This window comes from Streptomyces sp. NPDC042102 (genome assembly GCF_055582305.1).
The window spans coordinates 557,863-576,353 of the sequence record NZ_JBVJDL010000001.1 but is presented as its reverse complement, the minus strand read 5'-3'; the positions used below and the strand labels follow the sequence as shown (position 1 = coordinate 576,353).

13 protein-coding genes are annotated in these 18,491 nt (G+C 75.2%); 4 read left to right on the top strand and 9 right to left on the bottom strand.

What is annotated here, in order from left to right; genetic code table 11:
• Positions 1 to 27 precede the first annotated feature (27 nt).
• Both ACZ6KO_RS02360 and ACZ6KO_RS02355 read right to left on the bottom strand, forming a co-directional pair.
• Complete coding sequence (locus ACZ6KO_RS02360; RefSeq protein WP_469298942.1) at positions 28 to 411, bottom strand: hypothetical protein; 384 nt, start codon at positions 409 to 411, stop codon at positions 28 to 30.
• A 422-nt stretch (positions 412 to 833) separates the two neighbouring features.
• The gene (locus tag ACZ6KO_RS02355) at positions 834 to 3,509 is read right to left on the bottom strand and encodes a LuxR C-terminal-related transcriptional regulator (protein ID WP_469298939.1); all 2,676 of its coding nucleotides are present in this window, start codon (positions 3,507 to 3,509) and stop codon (positions 834 to 836) included.
• 337 nt (positions 3,510 to 3,846) lie between these two features.
• Between ACZ6KO_RS02355 and ACZ6KO_RS02350 the strand changes: the two genes are divergently transcribed.
• Positions 3,847 to 4,803 carry a hypothetical protein gene (locus ACZ6KO_RS02350; protein WP_469298937.1) on the top strand — a complete coding sequence of 319 codons (957 nt, stop codon included), beginning with the start codon at positions 3,847 to 3,849 and terminating at the stop codon, positions 4,801 to 4,803.
• A gap of 35 nt (positions 4,804 to 4,838) precedes the next feature.
• On the opposite strand, the gene ACZ6KO_RS02345 is transcribed toward ACZ6KO_RS02350, so the two are convergent.
• The 4 genes from ACZ6KO_RS02345 to ACZ6KO_RS02330 all read right to left on the bottom strand — a co-directional run bounded on the left by ACZ6KO_RS02345 (position 4,839) and on the right by ACZ6KO_RS02330 (position 8,820).
• On the bottom strand, positions 4,839 to 5,354 hold the full coding sequence (locus ACZ6KO_RS02345) for an O-acetyl-ADP-ribose deacetylase (protein ID WP_469298934.1): 516 nt from the start codon (positions 5,352 to 5,354) through the stop codon (positions 4,839 to 4,841).
• Positions 5,348 to 6,775, bottom strand: a complete 1,428-nt coding sequence (locus ACZ6KO_RS02340; protein ID WP_469298932.1) for a phytoene desaturase family protein — start codon at positions 6,773 to 6,775, stop codon at positions 5,348 to 5,350. The genes ACZ6KO_RS02345 and ACZ6KO_RS02340 overlap by 7 nt, the downstream gene beginning before the upstream one ends.
• Before the next feature lie 210 nt (positions 6,776 to 6,985).
• A complete protein-coding gene (locus ACZ6KO_RS02335) occupies positions 6,986 to 7,816 on the bottom strand; it encodes an inositol monophosphatase family protein (protein WP_469298928.1) in 831 nt (276 codons plus the stop codon).
• Positions 7,817 to 7,908: 92 nt separating this feature from the next.
• On the bottom strand, positions 7,909 to 8,820 hold the full coding sequence (locus ACZ6KO_RS02330) for a LysR family transcriptional regulator (protein WP_469298926.1): 912 nt from the start codon (positions 8,818 to 8,820) through the stop codon (positions 7,909 to 7,911).
• 286 nt (positions 8,821 to 9,106) lie between these two features.
• Here ACZ6KO_RS02330 and ACZ6KO_RS02325 point away from each other — a divergent pair, with 286 nt between their 5' ends.
• The 3 genes from ACZ6KO_RS02325 (at position 9,107) to ACZ6KO_RS02315 (ending at position 14,676) form a co-directional block, all read left to right on the top strand.
• On the top strand, positions 9,107 to 12,430 hold the full coding sequence (locus ACZ6KO_RS02325; RefSeq protein ID WP_469298924.1) for an ALF repeat-containing protein: 3,324 nt from the start codon (positions 9,107 to 9,109) through the stop codon (positions 12,428 to 12,430).
• An 81-nt stretch (positions 12,431 to 12,511) separates the two neighbouring features.
• Entirely contained in the window at positions 12,512 to 13,015 is a 504-nt protein-coding gene (locus tag ACZ6KO_RS02320; protein WP_469298921.1) for a hypothetical protein, read from the top strand.
• Positions 13,016 to 13,140: 125 nt separating this feature from the next.
• On the top strand, positions 13,141 to 14,676 hold the full coding sequence (locus ACZ6KO_RS02315) for an FG-GAP-like repeat-containing protein (RefSeq protein WP_469298918.1): 1,536 nt from the start codon (positions 13,141 to 13,143) through the stop codon (positions 14,674 to 14,676).
• A gap of 85 nt (positions 14,677 to 14,761) precedes the next feature.
• Here the strand turns inward: ACZ6KO_RS02315 and ACZ6KO_RS02310 are convergent, their stop codons facing one another.
• Genes ACZ6KO_RS02310 through ACZ6KO_RS02300 form a run of 3 tightly spaced genes read right to left on the bottom strand, consistent with a single transcriptional unit; the run spans position 14,762 to position 18,455 of the window.
• Positions 14,762 to 15,763, bottom strand: coding sequence for a TIGR03842 family LLM class F420-dependent oxidoreductase (locus tag ACZ6KO_RS02310; protein ID WP_469298915.1), 1,002 nt, complete (start codon positions 15,761 to 15,763; stop codon positions 14,762 to 14,764).
• Positions 15,764 to 15,772: 9 nt separating this feature from the next.
• On the bottom strand, positions 15,773 to 17,173 hold the full coding sequence (gene hydA / locus ACZ6KO_RS02305) for a dihydropyrimidinase (protein WP_469298913.1): 1,401 nt from the start codon (positions 17,171 to 17,173) through the stop codon (positions 15,773 to 15,775).
• A 16-nt stretch (positions 17,174 to 17,189) separates the two neighbouring features.
• Positions 17,190 to 18,455: an aspartate aminotransferase family protein gene (locus tag ACZ6KO_RS02300; RefSeq protein WP_469301478.1), complete on the bottom strand. Its 1,266-nt coding sequence runs from the start codon at positions 18,453 to 18,455 to the stop codon at positions 17,190 to 17,192.
• Positions 18,456 to 18,491 lie beyond the last annotated feature (36 nt).

Below are 18,491 nucleotides of genomic sequence, written 5' to 3'. Positions count from 1 at the left end.
CGCCGTGTTCCGGCCGCGACCGTGGCGTCACGGTCGATTTTCCTCGCCGGTGACCGCCTCACCGATGTCCCCACCCGCTGCCACGGACCCCTCGCCGCCGGCCCGCACCGCTCCGGCGGCACCTGCCCCGGCTCCGCCGGGGGGCAGCGGGGAAGCGGAGCCCAGGCGGTTCCTGTCGCCGGTGACCGCCCGGCCGATACTGCCGCCGGCCGCGACCGAGCCCGTGCCCCCGGCTTCGACGTCCCCGCCACCGCGCGAAGTACCTGCCCTGTCGCGGGCCAGGGCGTACACGGCCACCGCCGCGCCCACCACGCCGGCCACCGAGCTGACGAGGCCGGCGATCTTCTCCGCGGTGTCCAGGTCGCCCCACAACGTCACCCCGCCGCAGATGACCGCCACCGCGGCGCTCACCGCCCCCGTCCATGCCCAGCCCCGCACACTGCCCGCACCGCGCACGCCCACCCGCCCCCTGAGGTCTCGCCACCCGCCCGCCAGGGATCCCCCTGCCCCCGGTCCGGCCGATCCATCCAAGCACCGGACCTGCCGCCGACACACCCTCGTGCAAGGCCATCGTCCTGAAAACCTCGCCCACCGGCCGCAGCACTTGGCTCCGTGCGGACGTGGCCCGGCGGGGGAAGTGGTGGAGCAGGACCGGGCGCCCGGACAGCTCCGAGGCTGGGCCCTGCTACCACCCCAGCGCCACCGGACACCACTCCAGCCCCGCCGGCGATTGAGGCGCGGGGCCCGGGGCAGAGCGCCGAGGACACCCGCACCCGGACACCGGGCTCCCGCCAGCCCGGCCCGGCCCGGCCCGGCCCCAGGGGACGGATGCGCTACGGGGTCAGGACCGACGCCAGGTCGGCACGGCCCGGGATGCCCAGCTTGGCGTAGACGCTGGTCAGGTGGTTGTCGACCGTCCGCGGCGACAGCCCCAGCCGTCCCGCGATCACCCGCGACGCCAGGCCCGCCGCCGCCAGCGCCCCGATCTCCCGTTCCCGCGGTGTCAGCGCCGGCGCCGCCAGGCCCGCCAGGGCCGGGACGGTGCCCGGTACCACCCCGTCGCACCGCGCCGCCAGCACGTGCGCCCGCGCCGCCGCGGCCCGCGCGGCGGCCACGCCGGGCGCCACCCGCGCCGCGCCACCGGCGGCCTCCGCCGCGAACAGCCCGTACCCGAGGCGTTCGAACTCCGCCGCCGCCTCCCACAGCCCCGCACCCGACCGCCCGGCCAGCGCCGTCACGTGCGCCCCGCACACCGCCGCCAGCGCGCCCTCGTGCACCGCGCAGACCTCCCGCATCCGCCCGGCCACCGACCGCGCCCCGCCGGCCCCGCCCAGCCGTGCCACGTCGTGCAGGGCGAGCAGTTCACAGCCCGTCAGGCCCGCCGCACCCGCCCGCTCGGCGGCCGTCCGCGCCAGTTCCACCGCCCGCGTCACCCGGCCCCCCGCCGCCGCGACCCACGGCCGCGCGAGTTCCGTCCACGGATCGAGGACCACCGGCGCCCCCGCGCCCCGGTCCGCCGCCGCCACGTACGACTCCGCCCGTGCCACGTCCCCCGTCAGCGCCGCCGCGTACGCCGCCCCGCCACCACCGGGTCCGCGCACCGCGGCGCCGCCCGCCCGGAGGCGGGCCAGTGCCGGTCCCGGCCGCCCCCGCCACAGCAAGGCCGCCGCGTGCAGCGCGTCCGCCGACCGCCGGGCCGCCGGCCAGTCGCCGCGCCCCCGTACGAGCTCCGCGAACCCGTGCGCCGCGCGCTCGGCGCCGTCCAGGTCCCCGGCCCAGAACGCGGCGGCGAACTCCGCGCCCCGCAGCCCCAGCAGTTCCTCCATGCCCTCCCCCGGCGTCCCGCCGCCCAGCAGCGCCCCGGCCCGCTCCGCCTCCCGCCGCGCCCGCTCCGGCCGCCCGGTGTGCGCGTACGCCACGGCCACCGTGGCCCGCAGCGCCCCGGTCCGCCGCCCCTCCAACGGCGGGTCCGGCAGGCCGGCGGCCAGGTCCAGCGCGCCCCGGTGGTCACCGCGCGCCCCCGCCAGCGCCACCCGCCGCACCCCGGCCTCCCAGCGCAGAGCGGGGTCGCCGATGTGGGCGGCCGCCTCGGTCAGCACCCGTTCGGCCTCCTCGTACCTGCGCAGCCCCGGCCCGAGCGCGTGCGCCCGCAGCACCGCGTGCCGGGTGCGCTGTGCCTCGCTCATCGCGGGCGCGGCGCACTCGCCCAGCACCCGCTCCGCCTCCTCGTACCGTTCCGCCCGCTCCAGCGCCCCGGCGAGGAGCAGCGCCGCCTCCGTGCCGCCGCCCGCGTCCCGGGCCGCCGTGGCCAGCCGTACGGTCGCCGCCGTGTCGTACGCCGCCCAGGCGTCGCGCGCTCCGGCCAGCAGGGGCGCCGGATCGCCGGTGAGCCCGGCCGCGAGCCGCCAGCCGGCCAGCCGCAGCGCGTCACCGGCCCGGCGGGCGCCGGTCGCCTCCAGCGCCCGTACCAGCGCCCGGTGATGGCGGCGGCCGCGTACGCGCGGGCAGCGCGCGGCGGCCACCTCGGCGTACAGCGGGCGAGCCGTGCGGACGTAGGCCCGCCGCCCGTCGTCGCGGATGGCCAGCAGGCCGCGGGCCTCGGCCTCCTCCACCAGCGCCACGTCGGCCAGTGCGAGCAGCAGGGCGCATTCCAACGGCTGGCCGAGGGCGACGAGTTCGAGCAACTCGCGCAGCTCCGGCCGGGCCTGGCCGGCGCCGTAGCCGCCGATGCGGGTCTCGACCAGGTCGCACAGGCGCGCACTGGGCGGGCCGGCCCGGCGGCCGGGCGGCCGGTCCCACACACCGTCACCGCCGTCACCGCCATCGCCACCGAAACCGCCGGAACCGCCGGCAGCGCCGGCAGCGCCGCCCCGGCGCAGTTCGCGGCGGTCCACGGCGTCGAGCGTCAGCTCGCGCAGCAGCAGCGGGTTGCCCTGCGTACGCGCGTGCAGCCGGGCCGCCTCCGGCGCGGCCACCGGGCCGCCGAGGGCCGCCGCGAGCAGGGCGGCGGTCTCGGCCGGGGTGAAGGCGGGCAGGTCGAGGCGGTCCAGCAGCCGGTCCTCCGTCAGCCGCCGCAGTGCCTCGGGGACCCCGGCCCCGCTCCGCACCGCCGCCAGCAGCCGTACCTCGCCGTCGCGGACGAGGCGTTGCAGCAGGGCCGCGGACACCGGGTCCAGCAGGTGCGCGTCGTCGACGCAGATCACGGCCCCGGCCAGGGCGCGGGCGGCCCAGTGCCAGCGGTTCTCGCCGGGTTCCCGGCGGACGGGGAGCAGGGGCGCGAGCGTGCCCAGGGGGACCGAGCGGGTGCCCTCCGAGCCCTCGGCGCGCAGGGCTTCGGGCAGCGCCAGCCGGATCTCGTCCAGCAGCCAGGTCTTCCCGGCCCCGGCCTCCCCGGTCAGCAGCACCCCGTACGCCTCACCCGCACCGCTCGCCGCGCCCGTCCCGGTGAGCGCACGGCGTACCCGCTCCAGTTCCGCAGTACGCCCGTGGAAGGACCAGGAGACCACCATGCGCCGATGGTAGGACCGGCCGAACCCCTCGCGGCACGCACTCGTGCGAACCCACCGGCGTTCCCGCCGCCCCATCGCCCCGCGGCCGGCGAACAGCACCCTCGCGCACGGCCACCGGAGTTGACGGCGACCCGGTGGAGGAAGTTCGCACGAGCCCATGTCCGCCCCGGCGACGGCGCGTTGACCGGGGCAGACCATCATGAGGACCGATCGTCCGGGAGGGCAGCGCGGGATGAGTTCCGGAGGACCCGATCCGTACCAGCCGTCGTGGCCGCCGAACGGCGGACCCCGTCCGCCGCGGCCACCGCATCCGCCGTACCAGGGGCCGGGCCCCTACGTGCCCGCCCAGCCCGGGCCGCCACCGTACGGCCCGTATCCTCCGTACGCCTACGCCTACGCACCGCCCCGGCCGGACGTCTCCTCGTGGGGGCGGTTCCGTGGCGACGAGTGGCCGACGCTGGGAGAACTGCTGCGGGGCAGGCGGGAGCGCATCCACGGCTGCGTGTGGGCGCTGCTGCTCTTTCCGTGCAACTGGCTCCTGACCCTCACGTTCGTGGTGTTCTACCCGGCGGCCCGTTCGGCCCACCTCGTGGCACGGCGGGTCTTCCCCGAGCCCGGCCACCGTCCCGTCCACGACACCGGGTTGACGAGGCTGCAGAGGAGCCGGGCCTGGGCCGCCGGCGTCGCGTCGTGCGCGATCCTGATCGTGTTCGGGAAGCCGGAGGACTGGGCGCAGAGCTACTTCCAGTCCTTGACCCGGCTGGCCGTCGCGCCCTGGCTGCTGCTCCTCAGCGCCCCCCTCGTGGTCGCCGTGCTCCTCCGGCGGTCCTCGCCCGCGACGCGGCAGGCCGCCCTGCTGCGCCTGCGCGCGGCGATGCGCTCCGTCCTGCAGTACTTCGGCGCGTTCACCCTCGTCCCGCTGCTCGGCATGGCTGCGGGCGTCGTCATCGAGCACTACATGAACACGGTCGACGGCGTCTGGCTCGCCGTCCATTCCTACGTGGTCGTCCTGGCGCTCGCGCCCGTGCTCTGGACCCTGGTCTTCGTCGGGTTCGCCTCCGGTCCCGCCGTCCGCAGCTTCGACACCGCCGCAGTGCACGCCGCGCTTCCCGCCCTGCTCTCCGGCGTTCTGGTGTGGGAGGCCACCGCCCTCGGCCTGGCGACGGGCGGGCCGCCGCCCGGCCCCCCGGTCGTCCAGGTCTGCGCCCTCCTCGGCGGCCCGGTCTCGGTGACGGCCCTGTCCTGGTGGGAGGTCCGCCGCCTGCGCACCCGCCCGCGCGCCCGCCCGGCCTGAGGCGTGACCGTTCCGCGCTCCGCGCCTCCGCCGCGCTACGCGGCGCTGATCCGCGCGGCGAACGTCCGGTACGCCGGCTCGTCGAAGAGGACGAAGCGGACCTCCTCCACCGCGGTCCCGGACGCGCGGACGGTCTCGACCGCGATGCGCGCGCCGTCGTCCATCGGCCAGCCGTAGACGCCCGTCGAGATCGCCGGGAAGGCGACGGTGGCGGCGCCCAGTTCGTCGGCGACGCGCAGGGATTCGCGGTAGCAGGAGGCGAGCAGCTCCGAGCGGTCCTCCTCGCGCGACCAGACCGGGCCCACCGTGTGGATGACCCACTGGGCCGGGAGGCGGCCGGCCGTGGTGGCGACCGCCCGGCCGGTGGGCAGGCCCTTGCCGTAGTGGGAGGCGCGCAGGGCGCGGCAGGCGTCGAGGATCTCCGGGCCGCCCCGGCGGTGGATGGCGCCGTCCACGCCCCCGCCGCCCAGGAGGGAGGAGTTGGCGGCGTTGACCACGGCGTCGACCTGCACCTGCGTGATGTCGCCCTGGACCAGCGTGATGTTCACCATGAGCGGCGGACCTTTCTCAGGCGGCGCCACACGGCCTTCGCCGCGTTGTGCCCGGACATGCCGTGCACCCCGGGGCCGGGGGGCGTCGCGGACGAGCAGATGAAGACGGCCGGGTGGGCCGTGGTGTACGGCGACAGCGACAGCTTGGGACGCAGCACGAGCTGGAGTCCGGACGCCGCGCCGCAGGCGATGTCACCGCCGACGTAGTTGGGGTTGCGGGCGGCGAGCTCCGGCGGGCCGGCGGTGGCGCGGGCCAGCACCAGGTCGCGGAAGCCCGGGGCGAAACGCTCCAGTTGGCGTTCGACGGCGCCCGTGAGGTCGCCCTGCCAGCCCGCCGGGACGTGCCCGTACGCCCAGAAGACGTGTTTGCCCTCGGGGGCGCGGGAGGGGTCCACCAGGCTGGGCTGCGCGGTGATGAGGAAGGGGGCGCGCGGGGCCCGGCCGCCGGTGGCGAGCTGGAGGGCGGCGTCGATGTCGCGGGCGCGGGGGCCCACCTGGACGGTGCCCGCCCGCCGGGGTGCCTCGGCGGTCCACGGGACGGGGCCGGACAGCGCGTAGTCGATCTTGAACGCGGCGGCGCCGTAGCGGTACCCGTCGTACGCCCGTCCCAGACGGGCGATCCGTGCCAGCGCGGTCGGCGAGGTGTCGAAGACGTACGACCGGGCGGGCGGGAGGTCGTCCAGCCGCTTGACCTCGAAGCCGGTGTGGATCGTGCCGCCGAGATCGCGCAGGTACGCCGCCAGCGCGTCCGAGATCGACTGGGAGCCGCCGCGCGGCAGCGGCCAGCCGCCCGCGTGCGCGGCCAGGGCGAAGACCAGTCCGACGGCTCCGGTGGCGATGCCGTCGAGCGGGGCGATGACGTGCGCGACCAGCCCGGCGAAGAGGGCGCGGGCCCGCTCGTCGTGGAAGCGCCGCAGCAGCCAGGTGGACGGCGGCAGTCCGGCGAGCCCGAACCGGGCCAGGGTGACCGGGTCGCGGGGCAGCGCGGTGTTCGGCAGGGACATGAAGTCCCGTGCCAGGGTGTCCCACTTGCCGAGGAAGGGCTCGACGAGCCGGCGGTAGGTGCCGGCGTCCCGGGGGCCGAGGGAGGCCGCCGTCTCGGCCACCGACCGGGAGAGCACGGCGGCCGTGCCGTCGTCGAAGGGGTGGGCCATGGGCAGCGGGGGCTGCAGCCATTCGAGGCCGTAGCGGGCCAGCGGCATGGTGGCGAAGACGGGCGAGCCGATGCCCAGCGGGTGCACGGCCGAGCAGGGGTCGTGCCGGAAGCCGGGCAGGGTGAGTTCCTCGGTGCGGGCACCCCCGCCCACCGTGTCGGCGGCTTCGAACACGGCCACCGAGAAGCCACGCCGGGCCAGTTCGACGGCGGCCGTCAGCCCATTGGGCCCCGCCCCCACGACGACCGCATCGAGAATCGACGGCACCTCGCGACTCCTTCGTCTGCCTGGGCCAGCACCGGCGGCGGCGCCCCCGGCCCCTCCAGGATATTCCGCCCGCCGCTCTCCCGGCCGGGCCCCTTGCCCACCGCTCCCCCGCCGGGCCCGGCGGCGGGGCTTCGGCCCGCGCCACCGGCCCGCGCCACCAGCCGGGACCGCGGGGCTTCGGTCCGCGTCACCGGCCGGGGCGGACCGGCCCTACGGGGCGTCGCCCCGCAGCAGGTCGCGGATGCGCAGCGCGGTCGCCTGGTCGCGGCCGACGGCGAACGGCAGCGCGTTGTCCCGGTCCACGCGGAACGGCTCGCCCGCCACCGTGCTCTGCGCGCCGCCCGCCTCGGCGACCAGCAGCAGTCCGGCCGCGTGGTCCCAGGCGGAGGGCCAGGTGAAGGCCAGGCCGTCCATCTCGCCGCGCGCCACCCGCAGGTACTCCAGACCCGCCGAACCGCAGGGGCGGGCCGCGACGCCGGGCACGTCGAGGCGGGCCAGGATCCGCTTGTCCTCCTCGCTCGTGTACAGCGGGTGGGCCATGGCCACGCGCAGGTCGGCGCCCGGCTCCGGGGAACCGCTGTGGATCCGCTCGCCGTTGACGTACGCTCCCTGGCCGCGCACGGCCGTGGCGATCTCCTCCAGCGCCGGGGCGTACGTCCAGGAGGCGAGGATCTCGCCGCGCTGCGCCAGGGCGACCAGGGTGCAGAAGGCGGGCTCGCCGCCCACAAACTGACGGGTCCCGTCGACCGGGTCCACGATCCATACGGGCGCGTCGTCGCGCAGCGCCCCGTAGACGGTCGGGTCGGCGTGGACGGCCTCCTCGCCGACCACCACGGAGCCCGGCAGCAGCAGGGTCAGGGCGGCGGTCAGGTGCTCCTCGGCGCGCCGGTCGGCGACGGTCACCAGGTCGTGCGGGCCGCTCTTCTCGTCGACCTCGTGCTCGGAGAGCTGCCGGAACCTCGGCATGATCTCGACCGCCGCGGCCTTGCGGACGGCTTCCTCGACATCGGACAGGTTGCGGGCCAGAAACTCTTCGATCATGTCTCCATCACACCACGCCGCACCGACAAACCCCACCCGCATCGGTGGACGGGGGGTGAAGAGACGGCCGCGCCCGGTAGTCGCCCGGGGGATCAGCGGGCCGCGCCGGCGCGGAGGTGGTGGGCGGCCTCCTCGGCGGTCCGGGCGAAGGCGCGGACGCGGGGCGTGTTGTTGGCCTTCAGCCAGACGGGGGCCCAGTCGATGGGCGGGGCGTCGCGGAGGGGGACGTACGCGACGTCGGGTCGCGTGTAGAAACGGGTGACCTGCTCGCCGACCATGTAGCCGCCGCGGCCCGCCGCGATGAGCTGCAGGGCTTCCTGGAAGGTCTCGAACCGCGGGCCCGAGGCGATCGCCCGCCCGCGCGGCGTGTGCTGCGGCCAGCGGTCGGAGGGCCAGTCGCCCGGCAGGGCGCCGGCCAGCCGCAGGATCGGGATGTCCGCGAGGTCCTCCATGACCAGGCTCTCGCGGCGCGCGAAGGGGTGCGGGGCGGGAACGGCCAGCAGCCGCGGCTCGGAGATCAGTACGGGGCCGACGACCAGGTGCGGCCCGGAGATCGGCAGGCTCAGCACCAGGACGTCCATGTCGCCGGCGTGCAGCCGTGCGACGGCGTCGACGACCTGTGCTTCCCGGGCGTGGACGCGGCAGTCCGGTTCGCGTTCCTGGAAGACGTCCCGGGCCTGGTGGACGACCTGCCCGGCGGCGGCGCCGACGAATCCCACCCGCAGGGTCGACCGGCTCCGGCGGACGCTGGCGATCGCGCGGTCGAGCCCTGCCTGGATCTGCTCGTAGCCCGGCCGCAGGTCGTCGTGCAGCCGCTGCCCCAGCGGGGACAGCCGGACGCTGCGGTTGGTCCGGTCGAACAGCGGTGCTCCCACGAGTCGTTCCAGCTTCTTGATGATCTGGCTGATCCGGCCCGTGGTGACGCCCAGGCGCTCGGCGGTACGGCCGAAGTGGAGTTCCTCCGCCAGGGCGAGGAACGCTTCGAGCTCCAGGCGTTCGAGCACCGCGCTCCTTCTTTTCGTGGCCGGCCCGTGCGTTGAGCCTGGTTAAACGCGGGTTCCAGTATCAGGTGTTGTTCGGATGATCTCCAAAACGAGAGCCTGCTGGGGACGGCGCGGCCGGCGTTCGATCGCCCTGCCGGGATGCCGCATCCACCCGCTTCGCACGTAGACCGAGGAGATCTCCTTTGGGCAAGATCGTCGCCCTGCCCTGCCCGTCGAGCGACGGTGTCACAGAGGTGTGCCCGTGACGCCCCCGTCGCTGTGGAGCAGACGCCGGATACTCAGCACCTTGGCCGGAGCCGCCGCGGTTCCGGCCCTGCCGTCCGTCATCACCCTGACCGCCGGTCCGGCCCGGGCCGCCGACGGCGCCCCGGCCGGCACGGGCAGCGGCCTGCCCGACAGCGACCGGGGCAGGGCCGTGTGGGCGTACAAGACCGGGGGCCGGGCGGTCCGGGAGGCCGCGGCCGTCGCCCTGGCGGGCTCCCCGGCCGCCGTGTCGGCCTTCCTCGCCGACGAGCTGCCCGTCGCGAAGGCGGACGACAACCGCTTCGCCGTCCTCACCGTCCTGCCCTACGCGGACAAGTCGGTCCGTGACAGCGCCGGCACGGCGCTGTCCGCCGGGGACGCCGCGATCACCGCCTACCTGGCCGACGGTTACGCGTCGTCGGTGCTGACCGATCTGCGGGCGGCGGTGCTCACCATCATGAACAACAGCGGCACCGCCGTCCGGCGGGAGGCGACCAAGGCCCTCGACCAGGGCACCAGGGCGGCCCTGCGGAAGTTCCTGGAGGAGACCCAGCACACGGCGCAGCAGGAGGACGAGCGGGCCGAGGTCTTCACGATCCTCACCACCGCCTCCCCCGAGGTGAAGAAGTACGCGGAGCGCGCTCTGGGCGAGGGTTCGCCCCAGGCGATCCGCCAGTTCCTCCTCTCCGGGCAGTACATCGCGCGGTCCCGCGACGAAGAGGCCGCGACGATCGACCAGTTGGTCAAGATCGTGATACGGGAGGGCGCTCGCGCGAAGCTCCAGACGGAGCAGGCCGTCGCCGCCTCCAACCGGGCGAAGGAAGCGGCCGAGAAGGCGAAGGCCGCCGCTCTGAAGGCCGCGGCCGAGGCGCGGGCGGCCCAGGACGACGTGAAGCGGTCGGCCGGCGCGGCGAACAGCGCGGCGAGCGCCGCGCGCGGAGCCGCGAGCGCGGCCAGTACCGCCATCGCCGCGTCCCGTACCGCTCAGGCCGCCTCGGGCCGCGCCGCTCGGGCCGCTCAGGCCGCCGCGGGCGCCGCCGCCTCCGCGGGGCACGCGGCCTCGCGGGCCTATGGCGCCGCCATCGCCGCCTCGAAGGACGCCTCCAAGGCCTCCGCCGCGCGCCAGGCCGCCCAGGGGGCGCGGGACGCCGCGGGCCGGGCCCGTACCGCGGCGGCGGCCGCCGACCAGGCCGCCTCGGCCTCCCAGCAGGCGTCCTCCGCCGGCGCGGCCGCCGCGAGCGCGGCCCAGAACGCCGCGGCCGCGGCCGGCGCCGCCGCCGACGCCGCCGCTTCCGCGGGCCGGGCCCAGTCCCAGGCCGCCGTGGCGAGGGCGGCGGCGATCGAGGCCAACGCCGCGGCCGCGCGGGCCACTCGGGCCGCGGGCACCGCCCAGACCCTGGCGAACCGGTCCGCCGCCGCCGCACGCGTGGCACGCGACGCGGCGAACAGCGCCGCCACCCACGCCGAGAACGCCGCCGCGGCGGCCGAGGACGCCGCGGCGAACGCGGGCAAGGCGATCGAGTACGCCAAGCGGTCCACCGCCTACGCGGACGCCGCCGTGCGCGCGGCCGGCACGGCCGCCGACGCGGTCAAGGAGGCGCAGGCGGTGGAGCAGGCGGCCCGGGCGGCGGAGACCGCCCGCCTCGCCGAGGACACCGAACTCGGGGTCGAGGAGGCCCGCCTCGGGGCGCAGGCCGAGATCGCCGAGGCGGGCCGGGGCGCCCGGGAACGCACGCAGGCGGACCGGACCGGCTCGGACATCAAGGACCTCGTCGCCGCCGCCGGACAGGCGTTGCGGGCCGGCGACACGGCCACGGCCGTCACAGCCGGCCGGAAGGCGGCGGTCAAGCTCCTCGACTCCACGGGCAACTGGACGCGTGAGGCGGCCGAGTTCGCCCTCGCGGGCACCGACCACGACGTCGCCAACTGGATCGACACCGACCGGCTCCTCGCCGAGCAGCAGGACGACCGGGAGGCCGTTCTGGCCATCGCCAGGGCGGCCGGGACCGCCGTCGCCGAAGCCGCCCACCTGGCCCTGGCGAGCGACGACCCGAACGCCGCGCGCGACTTCCTCACCACCGGGGTCGTCGAGGCCGCCGCCACCCAGAACCGCGTCACGGTCTTCGAGATCCTGAACCAGGATCCCGGCAAGGCCGTGAAGGCCAAGGCGGAGGCCGCGCTGGGCGACGGGAGCGCCGCGGCCCTGCACCGCTTCCTCACCGTGGACCTGCTGGAGGCCGTCAAGACGGACGACCAGGCCGAGGTGTTCGGGCTGCTCTCGTCCGGTGGCCCGTACATGAAGTCGGCCGCGCAGATCGTCCTGGAGGGACCCGCCCGCATGCGACGGAACTTCGTCCTCCACGACAAGTTCGACGTCGCCCGCCTGGACGAGGACCACGCCACCCACGTCGCCGCGATGCGCGCGGCGATCGCGCACGCCGCGAAGGTCGCGGCGAAGGCCCTGGAACACGCCGCCTGGGCGTCCAAGGCGGCGGCGGACGCCCGGAGCGCGGCGGCGGACGCGGTCAAGTGGCAGGAGAAGGCTCAGGGGTACGCGAAGGACGCCGAGAACTCGGCACGGGACGCCAAGGCCCACGCGGACGCCGCCGACCTGTCGGCCGCCGCGGCGGCGAAGTCGGCGCAGAGCGCGCAGCAGGCGGCCTCCTCGGCGCGCGGTGCGGCCCGGTCCGCGAACCACTCGATGCGCCAGGCCGTCGGCTCCGCCCGGCAGGCCCTGTCCTACGCGTCGGACGCCCAGGCGTCCGCCACGCGCGCGCACGCCTCGGCCCAGCAGGCCGGGCAGGACGCCAAGGCCGCCGCCGACGCCGCGAGCGGCGCCACACGCATCGCGAAGGCGAAGCGGCGGGCCGAGATCGAGGCGGCGGCGAAAGCGGCCGCGGCCGAGGCGAAGCGGCACGAGCAGGCCGGAACCAACCCGTCCCAGACCGCCGACAACGACACCCCGTGGTACGTGGACGTGGGCCTGTGGCCCCAGGACACCAGCAGCGACAAGGACTGGGCGTCCGTCACGGGGCACTGGAGCACGATCACCGGCTGGGCATCGGTCGTGGTCGGCCTCGCCGCCCTGGTGCCCAGCCCGGCCTCACCCGTCCTGGGAACGGCGGCCCTCGTCCTGGGTGGCGTCTCCCTGGCCCTGCAGGGGGCGAGCGCCTACTTCACGGGACAGGCGTACGGCTGGGACAGCGGCGAGTTCCACTCGGCTCTCGGCATCTTCATCCTCGGCGGAGCCACCCTCGGCAGGGGACCGGTCTTCAAGAAGCTCGGCATCGCGGAAGAAGTGGGCGCCAAGGTCGCCCAGGTCGCCTCGGACGTGGTCACTCCCCTCATCGGACTGCTGACCTGGTAGCCCTCACCCCCGGTCACCACCCCGGCCCGTCGCCCGCCGCAACGGGCCCACTCCCACCAGACGAGAAGGAACACCAGCACCATGAAGCTCGTACGACGCGTCCTCGTGACCGCCACGGCCGCGGCGGCCTGCGTCGCCGCCGCCGTCGGCGCCACGTACGCCACCGGCACCCCGGCCGCCGCGGCCGCCCCGGCGAGCGGCGACCTGCCGCCCTACGCGGTGGAGGACTTCGCCTACCCGGACGCCGGCAGGATCCAGACCGAACTGGGCATCACCCTCAAGCGCGGTGACGGGCACGTCACGCTCGCCGACTGCGCCTCGGCCACCGGGCTGATGGAGGTGTACTCGCGCACCAACGGCAAGATCTGCTTCCGCGTCACCGGGAAGACCGGCTACCTGAGCCTGGAGATCCCCGCGGTCTACGGGATGAAGGGCGACGCCGCCCACCAGGCCGATGTGACGCTGACCGCCGAGGGCAGCAAGCAGAACGTGACGGTCGCCCCCAACGAGTGGAAGGGCGTGGGCGAGGCCGCCGACCCCGAGCGCCGCGATCACGTCCTCGTCGAGATCTCCGTCTCCTCGTAGCCCGTTCACCGACGGTGCGGCGGGGAGTGCCCGCCGCACCGTCGCGTGCGCCCCCCACTTCCGTCCGCCGTGTCGCACGGCCGGACCCCTTGAATTCGATCTGATTCGATCTTCCGGAGAACGTCATGTCCCACGCACGTAGGCGCAGAGCTCGCACCACCGGCGGCGCCGCCGTCGTCGCCCTCGTGGCCGCAGGCCTGCTCGCCACGCCCTCGCAGGCCCTGCAGGGAACCGCCGCCGACGCGGCCGCCCACGCCCACACCGCCAGCATCGTCATCGGCGACACCGACCGGGCCTGCACGGGCACCCTCGTCGCCCCCCGGTGGGTCCTGTCCGCCGCGAGCTGCTTCGCCGACGCGACGGGCCGTGTCCAGCCCGGCAAGCCCAAGGCCGCCACGACGGTCACCGTCGGCCGGCCGGACCTGACCCAGACCACCGCCGGAGCCACCCGCTCCGCGATCCAGCTCGTCCCGCACCCCGACCGGGACCTGGTCATGGTGCAGCTGGACACCGGCATCGCCCACCTGAAGCCGGCCGTCCTGGCCACCAGGCCCGCGGCGGCCGACGAGGCGGTGCGTGCCGCCGGCTTCGGCCGCACGAAGACGAGCTGGGTTCCCGACCGCCTGCACACCGCGTCGTTCACGGCGGCCGGCGACGGCTCGGCCGACCTCGCTCTGACGGCCTCCGGCGACGGGGTCGTCTGCAAGGGCGACGCGGGCGGCCCCGTGCTGCGCGAAACAGGCGGCACCCAGGAGCTCCTCGCCGTCACCAGCCGTTCGTGGCAGGGCGGATGCCTCGGCACGCCGGCCACGGAAACCCGTACCGGGGCCGTCGCGACCCGCGTGGACGACGTGCGCGCCTGGGTCGCGAGCACCTCGTACGCCGCTCCGGGCGACCTGACCGGCGACAACAAGCCGGACCTCGTCGCGGTCGACGACGCCGGCAAGCTGCGGCTGTACCCCGGTACGGGCACCGGTGCCCTCGGCACGCCCACGGTCATCGGCAGCGGCGGCTGGTCGGGCGCCTCCGTGACGCACCGGGGCGACTGGAACGGCGACGCGATGGAGGACGTCGTCGCCCGCGTCGGCGGCGAGCTCCGCGTCTACCCCAACCTCGGCAACGGCTCCCTGGGCGCGCCGATCAGGATTGCCGGCGGCCTGCCCACCACCGCACAGGTCGTGGCGGTCGGTGACACCAACCGGGACGGCAAGCCGGACCTGCTCGTCAAGCACACCAACAAGCTCTTCCTCTACCCGGGTGTCGTCGGCACCGCAGCGGCCGTCGGCACGCCCGTGGTGATCGGCAACGGCGGCTGGGACGTCATGGACCTGACCGCCCCCGGCGACGCCGACCACGACGGCTGGGTCGACCTGCTCGCCCGCGACACCCGGGACGGCATCCTGTACCACTACATGGGCCAGCCCGACGGAAAGACCTTCAGCTCGCGCACCGAGTACGGCACCGCGTACACCACCGCCTTCCGGCCCCTGATCGCCGGCGCGGCCGACGCGAACGGCGACGGCACCGCCGACATGTGGGCCACCGCCGGCGACGGCACCCTGAAGTTCTACAAGGGCGGCACCTCGATCCACGGCCCGATCGACGGCCCGAGCGTCCAGGTCGGCGCCGGCGGCTGGGGTGCCATCCGCTCCATCAGCTGACCGGCACCGGGCCGGGCCCGGACACCGCAGCTCACCCCGGGCCGTGCGGACCGACCACCGAGTCGGCCCGCACGGCCCGGGGGCTTCAGCCGTTGACCGCCGGGATGATCTCGGCGCCGTACTCGTCGATCGTCGTCTCCCTCGCGTCGTGCATGTCGTAGACGGCGAACTGGTCGACCCCGAGGTCGCGCAGGGCGCGCAGCTTCTCGATGTGCGCCGCCGGCGGGCCCAGCAGGCAGAAGCGGTCCACGATCTCGTCGGGCACGAAGTCCGTGGCCGGGTTCCCGGCGCGGCCGTGGTGGCTGTAGTCGTAGCCCTGCCGGGCCTTGATGTACTCGGTCAGCTCGTCGGGGACCATCGAGGAGTGCTCGCCGTAGCGGGAGACCAGGTCGGCGACGTGGTTGCCGACCATGCCGCCGAACCAGCGGCACTGGTCCCGGGCGTGCGCCAGGTCCTCGCCCACGTACGCCGGGGCGGCGACGCAAATCGTGATCGCGGCCGGATCGCGGCCCGCCGCCGCGGCGGCCTCGCGGACCGACCTGACCATCCACTCCGTCAGGTAGAGGTCGGCGAGCTGGAGGATGAACCCGTCGGCCTTCTGCCCCGCCAGGGCCAGCGCCTTGGGTCCGTACGCGGCCATCCAGACGGGCAGTTTCCCGTCCTTGATCCAGGGGATGCGGATCGGGTTGCCGTCGACCGTCGCCTCGCGGCCCTCGGCGAGGTCCCGGATGACGTCGATCGCCTCGCCGAGGCGGGCCAGGGTGTTCGGTTTGCGGCCGGCGACGCGCATCGCCGAGTCGCCGCGCCCGATGCCGCAGACGGTGCGGTTGCCGTACATGTCGTTGAGGGTGGCGAAGGTGGAGGCGGTGACCTCCCAGGTGCGGGTGCCCGGGTTGGTCACCATCGGGCCGACGTGCAGCTTCTGGGTGTTGGCCAGGATCTGGCTGTAGATGACGAACGGCTCCTGCCAGAGCACCGCCGAGTCGAAGGTCCAGCCGTAGCGGAAGCCGTTGCGTTCGGCGCGCTTCATCAGGCTGACGACCTGCGACGCGGGCGGGTCGGTTTGCAGGACGAGACCGAAGTCCATCGCGACTCCTTACAGGTACTGGCAGGTGGAGCGGGGGACGAAGGCCCCGTGCCCGGCCCGCCCGGTGTACTGGCGCCGGTCGATGACGAGTTCGCCGCGCGAGAGCACGGTGTCGACGCGCCCGGTGATCCGCCTGCCCTCGTACGCCGAGTAGTCCACGTTCATGTGGTGCGTCTCGGCGGAGATGACCTGCTCGGCGTGCGGATCGTAGAGCACGATGTCGGCGTCGGCGCCCGGGGTGATCGTGCCCTTCTGCGGGTAGAGGCCGAACATCCGGGCCGGGGTCGCACAGGCGATCTCGATCCAGCGGCGGCGGCTGATGTGCCCGTCCAGGACGGCCTGGTGGAGGAGGTCCATCCGGTTCTCCACCCCCGGCAGCCCGTTGGGGATCTTGGAGAAGTCGCCGCGGCCGAGCTCCTTCTGGCCGCGGAAGCAGAACGGGCAGTGGTCGGTGGAGACCACCTGGAGGTCGTTGGTCCGCAGGCCCCGCCACAGCGCCGCCTGGTGCTCCTTGGGGCGCAGCGGGGTGGAGCAGACGTACTTGGCGCCCTGGAAGTCGGGCTCGGCGAGGTTGTCGGTGGACAGGAAGAGGTACTGCGGACAGGTCTCGCCGAAGACCGGCAGGCCCTTGTCCCGGGCGGCCGCGAGCTCGGCGACCGCTTCCTCCGCGGAGACGTGGACCACGTACAGCGGGGAGCCGGCCACCCGGGCGAGCTGGATGGCGCGATGCGTTGCCTCGGCCTCCAGCAGCACCTTGCGGACCTCCCCGTGATGGCGGGGGTCGGTCTCGCCGCGGGCCAGGGCCTGCTCGACGAGGACGTCGATGGCGATGCCGTTCTCGGCGTGCATCATGATCAGCCCGCCGTTGGCCGCGCCGCGCTGCATGGCGCGCAGGATCCGCCCGTCGTCGCTGTAGAACACCCCGGGGTAGGCCATGAAGAGCTTGAAGGAGGTGATGCCCTCCTCCACGAGCAGGTCCATCTCCTTGAGGGTGTGCTCGTTGACGTCCGAGAGGATCATGTGGAAGCCGTAGTCGACGGCGCACTGTCCGTCGGCCTTGGCGTACCAGGTGTCCAGGCCCTCGCGCAGGGACTGGCCCACGCTCTGGACGGCGAAGTCCACGATGGTGGTGGTGCCGCCCCAGGCGGCGGCCCGGGTGCCGGTCTCGAAGGTGTCGGAGGCGGAGGTGCCGCCGAAGGGCAGCTCCATGTGGGTGTGGGCGTCGACGCCGCCGGGGATGACGTACTTCCCGGTGGCGTCGAGGGTGCGGTCGGCCGTCCAGGACTCGGCCGCGGCCGTGCCGTGTGCCGCGAGTGCGGCGATCCGGCCGTCCTCGATCAGGACGTCCGCGTGCAGCTCGTCGGCGGCGGTGATGACGAGCCCGCCGCGGATCAGGGTGCGGAAGGTCATGGTGCGGCTCCCCCGGCTAGGTGGCGGTGGCGGTGGCGGTGCGCAGGGCCTCGGCGAGGATCTCGGCGCCCTCGTCGGCCTCGGCGACGGTGAGGGTGAGCGGCGGTGCGATGCGCAGCACGCTGGTGTCGTGGCCGCCGCCCTTGCCGAGCAGCAGGCCGCGTTCGCGGGCCGCCTCCAGGACGGCAGAGGCCGCGTCCGGGTCGGCCCGGTCGGTGCCGGGCCGGGTCAGCTCGATGCCGGCCATCAGGCCGCGGCCGCGGACCTCGCGTACGGCGGGCAGCCCGGCCGCGATGGCGCGCAGCCGTTCCAGCAGCAGGCCGCCGACGCGGCGGGCGTTGCCCTGGAGGTCGTGCTCGAGGAGGTAGGCCAGGTTGGCGTTGCCCGCGGCCATGGTGACCGGGGAGCCGCCGAAGGTGGAGATGGAGTTGGTGTCGACGCAGTTCATGATCTCGGCGCGGGCGACGACGCCGCCGATGGACATGCCGTTGCCGATGCCCTTGGCGAAGGTGAGGATGTCGGGCGGGCCGTTCTCGGCGTGCGCCTGCCAGCCCCAGAAGTGCTCACCGGTGCGGCCCCAGCCGGTCTGCACCTCGTCGCTGATCCACAGGATGCCGTGCCGGCCGAGGACCTCGCGGAAGGCGGCGTAGAGGCCGTCGGGCGGGGCGGTGAACCCGCCGACGCCCTGGACGGGTTCGGCGATCAGCGCGGCGACCTGGCCGCGGGCCTGGCCGAGCACGTCCTCGAGGTCGGCGACGGCGGCCGCCGTGAACTCGGCGTCGCTCAGGTGCGCGAAGGGGCCGCGGCCGCGGACGGCGCCGTGCACGTAGTACGTCTGCAGCGGCGAGAGGCTGGTCGGGGACCAGCCGCGGTTGCCGGTGACGGCGACGGTGGAGAAGGACCGGCCGTGGTAGCTGTTGCGCATCGCCAGAACCTGGTTGGAGCGGCGGTGGGCGGTGGCCAGCAGCAGGGCGGTGTCGTTGGCCTCGGTGCCGGAGGTGGTGAAGAAGACCCGGGCGTCGGGGATGCCGGACAGCGCCGCGATCCGCTCGGCCAGCTCGATCATCGGCCGGTTGAGGTAGAGCGTCGAGGAGTGGATCATGCGGCCGGCCTGCTCGGCGACGGCCTTGGTGACCTCGGGCAGCGCGTGGGCGGTCATGGTGGTGAGGATGCCGCCGAAGAAGTCGAGGTAGCGGTTGCCGTCGGCGTCCCAGACGTGCCGGCCCTCGCCGTGGGTGAGTTCGAGGGGGCGTTCGTAGTACAGGGCCAGCCAGTCGGGCATGACGGCCCGGTGGCGGTGGAGGAGCGGGATCGGGTC

Excerpts from the sequence above, each read along its gene's own strand:
- ACZ6KO_RS02355 (WP_469298939.1), bottom strand. The coding sequence starts at position 3,509 with ATGGTGGTCTCCTGGTCCTTCCACGGGCGTACTGCGGAACTGGAGCGG.
- ACZ6KO_RS02345 (WP_469298934.1), bottom strand. The coding sequence starts at position 5,354 with ATGGTGAACATCACGCTGGTCCAGGGCGACATCACGCAGGTGCAGGTC.
- ACZ6KO_RS02335 (WP_469298928.1), bottom strand. The coding sequence starts at position 7,816 with ATGATCGAAGAGTTTCTGGCCCGCAACCTGTCCGATGTCGAGGAAGCC.
- ACZ6KO_RS02320 (WP_469298921.1), top strand. The coding sequence starts at position 12,512 with ATGAAGCTCGTACGACGCGTCCTCGTGACCGCCACGGCCGCGGCGGCC.
- ACZ6KO_RS02315 (WP_469298918.1), top strand. The coding sequence starts at position 13,141 with ATGTCCCACGCACGTAGGCGCAGAGCTCGCACCACCGGCGGCGCCGCC.
- ACZ6KO_RS02310 (WP_469298915.1), bottom strand. The coding sequence starts at position 15,763 with ATGGACTTCGGTCTCGTCCTGCAAACCGACCCGCCCGCGTCGCAGGTC.
- hydA (WP_469298913.1), bottom strand. The coding sequence starts at position 17,173 with ATGACCTTCCGCACCCTGATCCGCGGCGGGCTCGTCATCACCGCCGCC.
- ACZ6KO_RS02300 (WP_469301478.1), bottom strand. The coding sequence starts at position 18,455 with ATGCCCGACTGGCTGGCCCTGTACTACGAACGCCCCCTCGAACTCACC.